Source organism: Stenotrophomonas riyadhensis, assembly GCF_040256885.1.
Taxonomy (GTDB): Bacteria; Pseudomonadota; Gammaproteobacteria; order Xanthomonadales; family Xanthomonadaceae; genus Stenotrophomonas; species Stenotrophomonas riyadhensis.
Genome location: NZ_CP155568.1, coordinates 3,533,619 through 3,546,032 on the forward strand (window position 1 = coordinate 3,533,619; position 12,414 = coordinate 3,546,032).

The following is a 12,414-nucleotide window of genomic DNA, read 5'->3' on the forward strand; positions in this document are numbered from 1 at the left end:
CCTTGCCTGACAGGTGCGCCCATGCCGTTGAACGTCATCGTGGTGATGGACCCCATCGCCCACATCAAGATCGCCAAGGACACCACCTTCGCCATGCTGCTGGAAGCCCAGCGCCGCGGCCATGCCCTGCACTACGTGCGCCCGGGCGGCCTGGCCCTGGAAGGTGGCGTGGCGGTGGCCCAGACCGCGCCGCTGCAGGTGCGCGACGACCCGGCCGGCTGGTATGAGCTGGGCGCGTTCAGCCGTACCGAGTTCGGCCCCGGCCAGATCGTGCTGATGCGCAGGGACCCGCCGGTCGACGCCGAATACATCTACGACACCCAGGTGTTGGACGTGGCCGCGGCCGCCGGCGCCTGCGTGGTCAACAATCCGCAGGGGCTGCGCGACTACAACGAGAAGCTGGCCGCCCTGCTGTTCCCGCAGTGCTGCCCGCCGACCCTGGTCAGCCGCGATGCCAAGGCGCTGAAGGCCTTTGCCCTGGAACACGGCCAGGCCGTCCTGAAGCCGCTGGATGGCATGGGCGGACGCTCGATCTTCCGCAGCGGCCAGGGCGACCCGAACCTGAATGTGATTCTGGAAACGCTGACCGACGGCGGCCACAGGATGGCACTGGCGCAGAAGTTCATTCCCGACATCACCGCCGGCGACAAGCGCATCCTGCTGGTCGATGGTGAGCCGGTCGATTACTGCCTGGCGCGCATCCCGCAGGGCGACGAATTCCGCGGCAATCTGGCCGCCGGCGGCCGCGGCGAAGGCCGCCCGCTGAGCGAGCGCGACCGCTGGATCGCCGCCCAGGTGGGCCCGGAGATGAAGCGTCGTGGCATGCGTTTCGTCGGCCTGGACGTGATCGGTGATTACCTGACCGAGGTCAACGTGACCAGCCCGACCTGCGTGCGCGAACTGGACGCCCAGTACGGGCTGAACATCGCTGGCACCCTGTTCGACGCACTCGAGGCCGGCCTGCGCTGATGCCGTCCGCCCCTGCCGTCCTGCCCCCGCCGCCGCGCGAAGCGCAACGGCTGGGGGCGACCATCGCGCTGTCTGTGCTGGTCCACGCCCTGCTGATCCTGGGCGTGGGCTTTGCCGTGAAGGGCGATGCACCGCTGGTGCCGACGCTGGAAGTGATCTTCAGCCAGACCCGCACCGCATTGACGCCGAAGCAGGCCGATTTCCTGGCCGCAGCCAACCAGGAAGGCGGTGGCGAGCACGACCGCGCGCAGCGTCCGCGCGACAACCAGGCCGGCATCGTGCCGCAGGCCCAGTCCGGAATCAGCCCGGTGCCACAGCAGCAGCAATCGGCCGCACCGGTTCCGCCGCCGCAGGCACGGGTGGTCAGCAGCCGCAATGGCGAAGAAATGGTGGCGCAGGCGCAGTCCCGGCCCACGCCGGATCAGCCCGAACCGGACGCACCGCTGAGCGCGCGCGAACAGCGCGACGTGGAGATGGCGCGCTTGGCCGCCGAAGTGCACCTGCGCTCGGCGCAGTACGCCAAGCGTCCGAACCGCAAGTTCGTGTCGGCCAGCACGCGCGAATATGCCTATGCCAATTACCTGCGCGCGTGGGTCGATCGCGCCGAGCGCGTAGGCAATCTGAATTACCCGGATGAGGCGCGGCAGCGGCGCCTGGGTGGCCAGGTGGTGATCAGCGTGGGCGTGCGCCGCGATGGCAGCGTGGAGAGCAGCCGGATCCTGCGTTCGAGCGGGACCCCGCTGCTGGATGAGGCGGCACTGCGGGTGGTGAAGCTAGCCCAGCCGTTCCCGCCGTTGCCGAAGACCGAGGATGAGATCGATATCCTGCAGGTCACCCGCACGTGGGTGTTCCTGCCGGGCGGCACCCTGCACGACGATCGGTAGGGTTTTGTTGCCCGGACCTGCGGCCCGGGACCCGCTGCAAGCCCAAGCAACTGCAACAGCAAGATCAAGAGCTGCGGTTGGGCTTTGGGTTTGGCGGGGCGGTGTGGGCTTGCAGGACACGCCGTAAACCCATCCCTGGGGGCTCGATGGCGCCATCCATGGCGCCAACGGTCCTGCAAGCCCACACCGCCCCACCTTTGACAGATCGCGGCGCATTTTTGCTATTGGTAGGTGTCGACCTTGGTCGACACACATCCACGCCACGCGTGGATGCGAGCGAAGCGACCCGCTTTTGACTTTGATTTTTTTGATTTTCCGTGGCGGACGCACACGGAAACTGTCCGTGGCCGGGCGGGGTGGGTTCGCGGGGGTGTCCGCGGCATGGATGCCGCGGCCAAGCCCCCAGGGATGGGTTCACGGCGTCCCCCGCGAACCCACCCCGCCCGGCCCAGCGCGGCTTGTGCTTTCGCCCCCCGCCACGAGGGGCTCAGCCGTTGGCCTTCGCCTTCGCCTCGCGCGCCGCCTGTTGCTCGACCAGGGTCAGCGCCACGTTGTCACGCAGGTACGCCGGCTCGACCTTCTCCGGTGCGATGGCTTCGCCGCGCGCGAAGGCCGGCACCGCCAGTGCCAGCACGTCCGATGCCCGCGGCAGCGCAGTGGCATCAAAGCCGCGCAGGCCAGCGCCCAACTGCAAAACAAGCGCGCCCTCGGCTGCACCGAAACCGGTACCGACGCCGTAGGCGGACAGCCCTTCCGGCAGCGCCACCGCGGCAGGTGCGCACACACGTTCTGCATCGCGCGCCACCGGCAGGCCGTCCACGCGCTCGAAGCGGGCAACGTAGAGTTCGCCCATCCGCGCATCGATCGCCGACAGGATCTGCGTTTCTTCCGCCGGTGCCCGCAGCGCCAGCACCTGCAGTGTCGAGACCGGCAGCAATGGCCGATCCAGTGCCAGCGCAATGCCTTGGGCAATGGCGATCGCCAGGCGCACGCCGGTGAACGCACCCGGGCCGCGGCTGAGCGCGATACCGTCCAGCTGGCGGCGGCTGATGCCGGCTTCGGCCAGCAGCGCCTCCGCCCACGGCAGGCTCAGTTCGGCGTGCCGACGCGGGGCAATCTCGAAGCGTTCCAGTACCTGTCCATCGACATGCAGGGCAACGGAACAGGCTTCGGTGGCGGTTTCAAAGGCGAGCAGTTTCATCGGATCGGGTCAGAACAGGGGGAACGTGGCACCGGGCGCCGGCTCGGGACCGGTCGCTACAGCGACCGGGGCAGCCGCATCATCGGCCACGGGCGCCCATTGTGGCGTAAAGAAGGCCTGCACATCGGCCAGGCTGCGGGTACGGCGGAATGGCGGCAGCGAATCGAGGAAGACCCGGCCATACCCCCGATTGAGCAGGCGCGGGTCGCACAGCACCAGCACGCCGCGGTCGCTCTCGCTGCGGATCAGACGGCCGACGCCCTGCTTCAGTGCGATCACCGCCTGCGGCAACTGCTCGTCGCGGAACGGATTGCCGCCCTGGCTGCGGATCGCCTCCAGCCGCGCCTCGTACACCGGGTCATCCGGTGCCGCGAACGGCAGCTTGTCGATCATCACCACGCTCAGTGCTTCGCCGACCACGTCCACACCCTCGCGGAAACTGGCCGAACCGAGCAGCACGCCATTGCCGGATTCACGGAAGCGCTGCAGCAGCGTCGCGCGCGGCGCCTCGCCCTGCACGAACAACGGCCATGGCCCGTCGCGCAGTGCCTCGGCGGCCTCGCGCAGCGCGCGATGCGAAGCGAACAACAGGAAGGCCCTGCCCTGCGAGGCCTGCAGCACGGGTCGCAGGGTCTGGATCAGCGCAGTGCCGAAGCCCCGCGCGGCCGGATCAGGCAGGCCTTCGGGCAGGTAGCACAACGCCTGCTCCGGCCAGTTGAACGGGCTTGGCTGGACCAGCGTGTGGGGGTCGTCCAGGCCCAGGCGCGTGGCGATGTGATCGAAACCGCCACCGACGGTCAGCGTCGCCGAGGTGAAGATCCATGCCGCACGACTGCGTTCGCGGTGCTCGCGCAACGGACCGGACACATCCATCGGCGTGCGCTGGCAGCGGAAACCGCGCGGGGTGAGTTCGTACCAGAGCACATCGGCGGCAGTGGCGGTTTCCGCCGGGTCGGTATCGAAATCGAGGGCAGGTTCGTCATCGCCCAGCCAGCGGCTGAGCCGCGAGACCGCCTCGCGCGCCCGTGCATGGCAGGCATCCAGGCCCGCCGCCGCTTCGCGCAGCGGCTGCAATGCCTGCTCCAGCGTTACCAACCCTGCCATCACCGTATCGAAGCCGTCGCGTACCTGCGGCATCGCCAGTGCGCGCCATTGCGTGCCACGTGGCGGCAGCCCCTCCATCGCCGAACGCAGCGCCAACAACGCCTGCTGCAACTGGTCGACCGGCTCCTGCAACGCCGACTGCGCGCCGCCCACCCCGCGTGCTTCTGCCAGGCAATCGCGCCCGAGCTCCTGCCACGGTCGCATGCCGAAACCCTCGCCGAAGAACTGTGCAGCCAGTTCCGGCAGCTGGTGCGCCTCGTCGATGACGAAGGCCTGCGCGCCCGGCAACAGTTCACCGAAGCCATCCTGCTTCAGTGCCAGGTCGGCCAGCAACAGATGATGGTTGACCACCACCACGTCGGCGGCCTGCGCGCGTTGTCGCGCGCGCACCACGAAGCAATCGTCCCAGAACGGGCAATCGGTGCCCAGGCAATTGTCGACGGTGGAGGTAACCATCGGCAGCAGCGGCGAGTCATCGGCCAGGCCTTCCAGTTCGGCGATGTCACCGAACTCCGAGCGACCGGACCAGGCCAGGATGCGCTGGAACTGCGCCGCCTGTTCGGGGCTGGAAAAACGCGGCTCACCGCGCGCCTGCTGCAGGCGATAGCGGCACAGGTAGTTCGCACGCCCTTTCAGCAGCGCACTGCGCAGGCCGACCCCGAGTGCCTGGCGCACCCGTGGCAGGTCGCGGTGGTAGAGCTGGTCCTGCAGCGCGCGGGTACCGGTGGAGATGATGGTGCGCAACCCGGACAGCAACACCGGCACCAGGTAGGCGAAGGTCTTGCCGGTACCGGTACCGGCCTCGGCCAGCAACAGGTCCCGCTGCTGCAGCGCATCGGCGATGGCTTCGGTCAGGTGCAGCTGGGCTGGACGCGGGACGAAGGCATCCAGATGCGAGGCGAGCGCGCCGCCGTCGCTGAGGGCTTCGCGGCTGGCATGGACAAGGTCGGACATCGGAGGGAAAGGATACCCGGCCGGGCGCTGCCCGGCACCCGTTTCAAGCCGGAGCCAGAGCACCAGCAACGGCAACGGCGGTCATGGCTCTGGGTTGCACCGAGGGCTGGCAGGGGACTGTGGGTTTGCGGGGACGCCGTAAACCCGTCCCTGTGGGCTTGGCCGCGGCATCCATGCCGCGGACACCCCGCAAACCCACAGTCCCCTGCCTTCGACAGTTTCCCGGTGACGGAGGCACGCGCTTCGTAGCGTCGAGCTTGCTCGACTGGGATGTCAAAAGCGGTGGAGGGAACGGGGAAAAACGATGAATTACCGCGAGTGCGCGCAGCGCGCGACCCGCTTTTGATTTTGATTTTGTTCTTGCCTGCGGCCCGCGCGATGTATGGCGGGCCGGGTGGGTGGGGCGTGCAGGACCGTTGGCGCCATGGATGGCGCCATCGAGCCCCCAGGGATGGGTTTACGGCGTGTCCTGCACGCCCCACCCACCCGGCCCATCACCAGTATCCATCAGTGCGAGCGCGCGCCGCAGAGGGGGCAGCGCCCGATGGAGTGGAATACCTCAGTACCGCTTGATCCCCGGCACCGTGCAACCTTCAATCTGCGCATGCGCCGACACCGCATTTTCCTTCTCGCCCCGCGCCAGGCGCGACTGCTCGATCGTCGCCCAGTGCCGGCGGCACAGCGGCCCCGTCTTCGAACCCAGGTCGATCGCCTTGCGTGCGAACGTCTCCGCCTGCGCCCACTGGCCCTGCAGCAGCGCCAGCTCGGCGCGCTCCTGCAGCACCGCCGGGTCACCCGCCACGATCTCCAGCGCATGGTCCAGGCTGCTGGCGGCACCGGCCAGATCGTTGGCCTGGCGCTGCGCCTGCGCGGTCACCCGCAGATCTTCCACCTGCGAATCACGCAGCGGCTGCACCGACAGCTCCTTGTCGTCCGGACCCGCAGCTGCGTTCACGGCGGCCAGACGCTGCGCCGGCGTGGTGGTATCGACCGGCTTGACCACTGGCGGTGCGCTGCTCACGCAGGCGGCCAGGGCCAGACTGAGGCCGGTCAAGGCCAGGGGCTGCAACAGGGATCGCATGTTCATCGACATCATCGGCTCGGAGGAGGAGAGGCTGCGGCAGGTGCCGCGGCAGGTTCGGCAGGCGCTTCCGGCTTGCGGTCCAGTCCGAACCAGCTACGCCAGCCACCGCCTTCGCCTTCGGCACCGCCCTGCCCATCCGGCGACGTCGCCGGTGCGCACGGTGCATACGCCGGAGCGTAGCCGACCACGAACGGGAAGCGGCGGGCACCCGGGCAGCCTTCATCGGTCGTGTTGAGACCGGTGGGTGCCACCGACTGCCAGTCCAGGCCCTTGTTGCTGACCCGCAGCGGGGCACTCGGCAGGCGCTGGAAGATACCCGACCACACCCGCATCGCACCGGTGGCGCCGTACAGGCCGGCCTGCTCGTTCTGGTCGTTGCCGATCCAGATCACCGCCAGATGATCACCGGTATAGCCGGCATACCAGCTGTCACGGCCGTCGTTGGTGGTGCCGGTCTTGCCGGCCGGCTGCAGGCGGCCCAGGCCATCGGCATTCAGTCGCTGCGCGGTACCACTGGCGACCACCTGCTGCAGGCCGACGCTGATCAGGTTGGCGGCGATCGAGTCACCTTCCTGGGCCGGTGCCGGAGTCTTGTCATACCGCTTGAGCAGTTTGCCCTGCGGGTCGAGCACGCCACGCACCGCGTGCAGCGGCTGGATCTCACCGCCGGACGCGAGGAACTGGTACAGCTGCGCCATCGCGTACGGGCTCTGGTCGGTCGAGCCGAGGATCACCGCCGGATTCGCCTCGGCCTTGATGCCGGCCAGCACGTGGATCAGCTGGGTCACGCGTTCGGGGCCGACCTGCATGCCCACGCGCACCGTGGCCTGGTTGTAGGAATGCGCCAGCGCGTCGATCAGGCGCACGGTGCCATGGCTGCGGTTGTCCGCGTTGCCAGGGGTCCAGTTGCGGCCACGGCCGAGCTGGACGGTCACCGGTGAATCGTCGACCCAGCTGGCCAGCGAATAGCGGTCCGGCTGTGCCAGCGCCAGCAGGTACACGAACGGCTTCAGCAGCGAACCGACCGGGCGCTGTGCCTCGATCGCACGGTTGAAACCGACCTCGGACACTTCACGGCTGCCGATCACGGCCAGCACGTCGCCGTTGTGCACGTCGGTCAGCACCATGCCGGCCTGCAGTTCGGGGCGACGCTTGCTTTCCAGCGACTTGATGGTGCGGGTCACCGCACCTTCGGCATAGGCCTGCGCGGACGGCGACATGCCGGTCATCACGCTCAGGCCGGCCCCCTGCAGTGCCGATTCCGGATAATCATGGCCGAGCTGGCGGCGAACCAGATCGACGTAGGCCGGGAAGCGGTTGGCCGCAACCAGGCCGGGGGTCTTGGGCACCCCCAGCGGCGCTTTCAGCGCACGTTGGTACTCGGCGTCGTCGATCAGCGTGGCCTCGTGCAGCTTGCCCAGCACGAAGTTGCGGCGGTCCAGCGCACGTTCCGGGTTGCGCCGCGGATCATAGAAGGACGGGCCTTTGACCAGGCCGATCAGCAGCGCGATCTGCTCGGTTTCCAGCGACGACAGGTCGCGGCCGAACCAGAACTCGGCACCGGAGGACATGCCATGGATCGCCTGGCTGCCGCGCTGGCCCAGGTACACCTGGTTGAGGTAGGCCTCGAAGATGGTGCGCTTGTCGTAGCGCGCTTCCATGATCAGCGCGTAGAGCACTTCGTTGAACTTACGGGTGACCGTCTGTTCCTTGCCGATGCCGAGCAGGCCGCTGCGGGCCAGCTGCTGGGTCAGCGTAGAGGCGCCCTGGCGGCTCTGGCCACCGGAGCGGATGGTCACCCACACCGCACGGGCGATGCCGGACAGGTCGATGCCGTGGTGGCGGTTGAAGTCCTTGTCCTCGACCGCCTGCAGGCCGGTCACCAGCAGGTCCGGCGCCTCATCCATGCGGATCAGGCGGCGTTCTTCCTGCTTCTGCCCGTACAGGGTGGCGATGCGCGCCGGGTCCAGCCGTGCGGCCTTCAGCGCCTTGCGGTTGTCGGCATCACGCAGCGACGCGACCGCACCGTCGGACAACGACAGTTCCAGCCGGCGCGGGGCAACCCGGCCGTCGACATCGTTGTAGCCGCGGCTGGAAATGACGAAACGCCCGCCGTTCACCGCATAGGTGGCTGGCTCCTTGCCCTGGCCGTCATCGCGGTAGGCAGAAGCGGCCAGCTCGGTCTTCAGGGTCGCCGCATCCATTGCCTTGCCGGGCGTGAGCACCAGCGGACGCGCGTACACACGGGTCGGAATCTGCCAGCGCAGTTCACCGAAGCGTTGGGTGACCTGCTGGTTCAGGTACAGCGTATAGGGGATGAGGAAACCCAATCCCAACGCGACCGCAGCCATGCTCCAGGTGATCAGCCGGCGCCGCCACAGCGGGCCGTTGTCCTGCTGGTCGTCGTCGTCGAAATCGTCGATGTCGTCGGAATCGTAGCGTCGGGGCACGGGGATGCGAGAATGTAAGGTCTGGCGAGTCTACCCCAGCCGCTGCGGCTGGCGGATTCTCCCGGGTTCCCCTGCTTAAGCTGGAGTTGCAACCGGATGGCGATGTCCCTGGCCGAGATCCGATACCTGATCAACCGCCTGTCGGGCCTGGCCCGCCGGAGCCTGGCCAGCCTGCGTACCCGTGGGTGGCGGGCGACCTGGCAGCGCATCCGCGTGCACACCCAGCGCGCCGTCCCCGCCCCACGCACGCCGTTGTTCCTGCCACCGGAACAAGCGTTCGCCCCCTTCACGGTGCCGTTCAGTGAAACGCCGGAAGTGAGCATCGTCATCCCGGTCTACAACCACGTCGGCCACACCCTGGCCTGCCTGCGCGCCCTGGCAGCGCACCCGCCGGCGGCGGCCTGCGAGATCCTGGTGGTGGATGACGGCAGCAGTGATACCACCCCGCAGTGGATGCCACAGGTGGCCGGACTGCGCTATGAGGTACGTGAGCGCAATGGCGGCTTCATCGAAGCCTGCAATGACGGCGTCGCACGCGCACGCGGCCGCTTCGTGGTGCTGCTCAACAACGATACGGTGCCGCAGCCGGGCTGGCTGGATGCACTGCTGGACACGTTCGCCAATACCCCCGAGGCCGGGCTGGTCGGCAGCCAACTGCTGTACCCGGATGGCCGACTGCAGGAATCGGGGGGCGTGATCTTCGCCGACGGCAGCGGCTGGAGCTACGGCCGCTTCGAGGCCGCCGACGACCCGCGCTTTGCCAGCCTGCGTGACGTCGACTACTGCTCCGGCGCGGCGCTGATGTTGCCGCGCGCCCTCTGGCAGCAGCTGGGCGGCTTCGATACCCGTTACAAGCCGGCGTACTACGAGGACACCGATCTGGCTTTCCGCGTTCGCGCCCAGGGCCTGCGAGTGCTGGTGCAGCCGGCCAGCCGCGTGGTCCACGATGAAGGCACCAGCAACGGCACCGATACCGGCAGCGGGGTGAAGGCCTACCAGGTGCGCAACCAGGCCATCTTTGCGACCAAGTGGGCGGCCGAGCTGGCCCACCATCCTGCAGTGGGTGCGGTGCCGTCGCCTGCGCTGCTGCAGCGCGGCCGCCGCCAGGTGCTGATCCTCGATGAGGAAGTCCCGAGGCCCGATCGCGATTCCGCCTCGCTGCGCCAGGTCAACCTGATCCGCCTGCTGCTGCAGGGCGGCGCTCACGTGGTGTTCGTCCCCACCCGCCGCGAACACGGCGGCGCTGCCACCGAGGCGCTGCAGCGGATGGGCGTGGAAGTCTGGTACGCGCCGTTCATTGATGGCGTGGCCGGCTGGCTGCGCACGCACGGTGCGCGCTTCGACGTGGCGCTGCTGGTCCGCCATCATGTTGCCCACGAGTGCCTGCCGCTGCTGAAGCGCTATGCCCCGCAGGCACGCACGGTATTCGACACCGTGGACCTGCACTACCTGCGCGAACGCCGCGGTGCCGAAGTCGCCGGCGACACCAGCCTGCTACGGGCCGCCGAGCGCACCCGTACCAGCGAACTGGCGGTGATGGAGCAGTGCGACATCACCGTGCTGGTCAGTGCCGCCGAGCGCGAGCAGCTGCAGGCCGACGCACCCGCCGTGCAGGTGGAACTGATCTCCAACCTGCATGACCTCGCCGGTGCCGGCAAGCCGTTCGAACAGCGCCATGACCTGGTGTTCGTCGGTGGCTTCCGCCATCCGCCGAACCTGGATGCCATGGAGTGGTTCATCGGCGAAGTCTTTGCCGGCATCCGCGCCCGTCTGCCCGAGGTACGCCTGCACTGCATCGGTGCCGCCACGCCGGAATCGCTGCTGGCGTTGGCCGCTCGCCAGCCGGGCGTGCAGATGCATGGCTTCGTCGAGGACATCACGCCTTACATGGACGGTGCCCGCATTTCCATCGCGCCACTGCGCTTCGGCGCCGGCGTGAAGGGCAAGATCAACCTGAGCATGGCCCATGGCCAGCCGGTGGTCGGTACCACCTGCGCCGTGGAAGGGATGCACCTGCACCCGGGCCAGGACGTACTGGTGGCCGATGATGCGGCGGGCTTCGCCGATGCGGTGGTCCGCCTGTACCAGGATCCGCAGCTGTGGCAGCAGTTGTCCGACGCCGGCCTGGCCAACATCGCAGAGCACTTCTCCCTCGACGCTGCCCGCGCGACCGTGCAGCGGGTGTTCTTCACCTAATCCGGGCGACCGCCGGCGCGGCGCAGGCGGTCTTCGAACGCCGGCAGCTCGGCCAGGTCCGGTTGCAGCAACCGGGCCTGTTCGGCAGCGTGTGCGGCAAACGCCAGGTCTCCATTGCCGAGCCGTTCGCTGCCGATCGCCAGCCAGCGCTGGGCCAGGCGCAGGCGTGCCGCGGGAAGTCCAGCCGCGGTCGGCGACAGGGTCTGCCACGCCTGCAGGCAGGCACCGGCCGCCTGCACGCGATTCTGCCGCAGGTTGTCGTCGAAACAACTTCGGCTGGCCGGCAACAGGCGGGCTGCAGCGGCCTTCACCCGTGCATCGCGTGGCGCCAGTGACTGCGCTTCGCGCAACGCGTCGAACGCACTGTGGCCGGGCGGACTGATCCACTGCCCAGCGCGTTCGGCGCGCTCGATCCTGCGCAGGTGGTCGCGCAGTTGGCGCTCGCGCTGCGTGTTGCTGACCGACGGCTGCTGCAGCGCCTTCTGCGCCTGGTGTGCGCGCTGCAGACGCTGTGCGAGCTGCTGTCGTGCGGCCGGCGAGGCGCCCAGTTCTTCCGCCAGCGCTGCATCCGCCTGCGCCGCCTCGAACTGGAAGTCGTCGGCCTGCTTCTGGCTGCGTGCCAGTACGGCCTGCAACGCCTGTTCGCGGCCACGCTGGGCATTGGGATCATCGGCCGCCACCCCAAGAACCGCCAGGAACCCCTTGGCCGCCACGTCCAGCTGCCGCCGCTGCAATGCACGTTGCGCCTGCCTCAGGCGCTGATCGACTGCCCGCGCCAACGCCTCCTGGCTGGCGGGCAGATCGGCGTGGCCGGCATCGAACTGGCGCGCGCGCTGCACGATCGCAGCGGCTTCGGCCAGGTCCCCGCGCCCGGCCAGCGTACGCGCATGCTGCAGCAGATCGCTCAGTGCATCTTCGCGCCCTTCCAGCGCCGGCAGGTTGTCTGGCTGCAGTGCCAGGATGCGCTGGAACAGCGGCAGTGCACTGCTGTCGCCATCGTCGAGCCGCCCGGCAGCGAGGGCATTGCGGGCCAGCGCCAGCAGCGCACCGATGCCCGCCCCGGCACTGCGACGTGCCTGCAACTGGCGGGCGACGGCATCTGCATCGCCTTGCGGCACCTGCAGTTCGCGGGCCAGTGCCAGCGCCTGCGCACTGCCGTCGAGATCATTGCTCTCAAGTTTGTCGCGGGCCTGCTGCAGGGCGGCGGCGGCCGTTCGTGCCAGGCCTTCACGGGCCTGCGGACGGTCGCCATCCAATGCCAGCACGGCCTGGTAACGTTCGCGTGCGCCACTGCCGTCGGCCGCGCTCAGTCGGCCGCTGGCAAGCGCACGATCGCCCTCGACCAGCAGCTGTTCGATCTGCGGTTCATCCCAGAACCAGTCAGCCAACGGCTTGCGCAGCAGCACCAGCAGCACGAACACCGCCAGCGCTGCGACCAGCGCCCAGCGCCACACCCGGCGCGCGTGGCGGGCCTGCAGCCACCACCAACGGCCTTCGCGGCGGACGCGGTCCAGCGCAGGATGTTCAGCGCCATGCGGGCGATGCGGAGGCTCGCGTTCCATGCGTGCAGGG

The 12,414-nt window shown here is 68.8% G+C and carries 8 protein-coding genes; 3 read left to right on the forward strand and 5 right to left on the reverse strand.

Features of this window, described 5'->3' with window-relative positions; translation table 11 throughout:
* The first annotated feature begins 21 nt into the window (after positions 1-21).
* Positions 22-969: a glutathione synthase gene (gene gshB, locus SriyCCGPB3_RS16445; RefSeq protein WP_153855727.1), complete on the forward strand. Its 948-nt coding sequence runs from the start codon at positions 22-24 to the stop codon at positions 967-969.
* The gene (locus SriyCCGPB3_RS16450; protein WP_110713262.1) at positions 969-1,853 is read left to right on the forward strand and encodes an energy transducer TonB; all 885 of its coding nucleotides are present in this window, start codon (positions 969-971) and stop codon (positions 1,851-1,853) included. Before gshB ends, SriyCCGPB3_RS16450 begins: the two co-directional genes overlap by 1 nt.
* Before the next feature lie 487 nt (positions 1,854-2,340).
* Here the strand turns inward: SriyCCGPB3_RS16450 and tsaB are convergent, their stop codons facing one another.
* The 4 genes from tsaB to mrcB all read right to left on the reverse strand — a co-directional run bounded on the left by tsaB (position 2,341) and on the right by mrcB (position 8,646).
* Positions 2,341-3,054 carry a tRNA (adenosine(37)-N6)-threonylcarbamoyltransferase complex dimerization subunit type 1 TsaB gene (tsaB, locus tag SriyCCGPB3_RS16455; protein ID WP_153855726.1) on the reverse strand — a complete coding sequence of 238 codons (714 nt, stop codon included), beginning with the start codon at positions 3,052-3,054 and terminating at the stop codon, positions 2,341-2,343.
* A 9-nt stretch (positions 3,055-3,063) separates the two neighbouring features.
* Positions 3,064-5,112, reverse strand: coding sequence for an ATP-dependent DNA helicase (locus tag SriyCCGPB3_RS16460; RefSeq protein ID WP_153855725.1), 2,049 nt, complete (start codon positions 5,110-5,112; stop codon positions 3,064-3,066).
* Between the two features lie 559 nt (positions 5,113-5,671).
* Positions 5,672-6,208, reverse strand: a complete 537-nt coding sequence (locus SriyCCGPB3_RS16465; protein ID WP_110713267.1) for a hypothetical protein — start codon at positions 6,206-6,208, stop codon at positions 5,672-5,674.
* Positions 6,205-8,646, reverse strand: a complete 2,442-nt coding sequence (gene mrcB / locus SriyCCGPB3_RS16470; RefSeq protein ID WP_110713268.1) for a penicillin-binding protein 1B — start codon at positions 8,644-8,646, stop codon at positions 6,205-6,207. Before mrcB ends, SriyCCGPB3_RS16465 begins: the two co-directional genes overlap by 4 nt.
* Positions 8,647-8,742: 96 nt before the next feature.
* Between mrcB and SriyCCGPB3_RS16475 the strand changes: the two genes are divergently transcribed.
* Positions 8,743-10,842 (forward strand): glycosyltransferase, encoded by a 2,100-nt coding sequence (locus SriyCCGPB3_RS16475; RefSeq protein ID WP_153855724.1) that lies wholly within the window; start codon positions 8,743-8,745, stop codon positions 10,840-10,842.
* Here the strand turns inward: SriyCCGPB3_RS16475 and SriyCCGPB3_RS16480 are convergent.
* Complete coding sequence (locus SriyCCGPB3_RS16480) at positions 10,839-12,404, reverse strand: hypothetical protein (RefSeq protein ID WP_153855723.1); 1,566 nt, start codon at positions 12,402-12,404, stop codon at positions 10,839-10,841. The genes SriyCCGPB3_RS16475 and SriyCCGPB3_RS16480 overlap by 4 nt on opposite strands.
* Between the last annotated feature and the right edge of the window lie 10 nt (positions 12,405-12,414).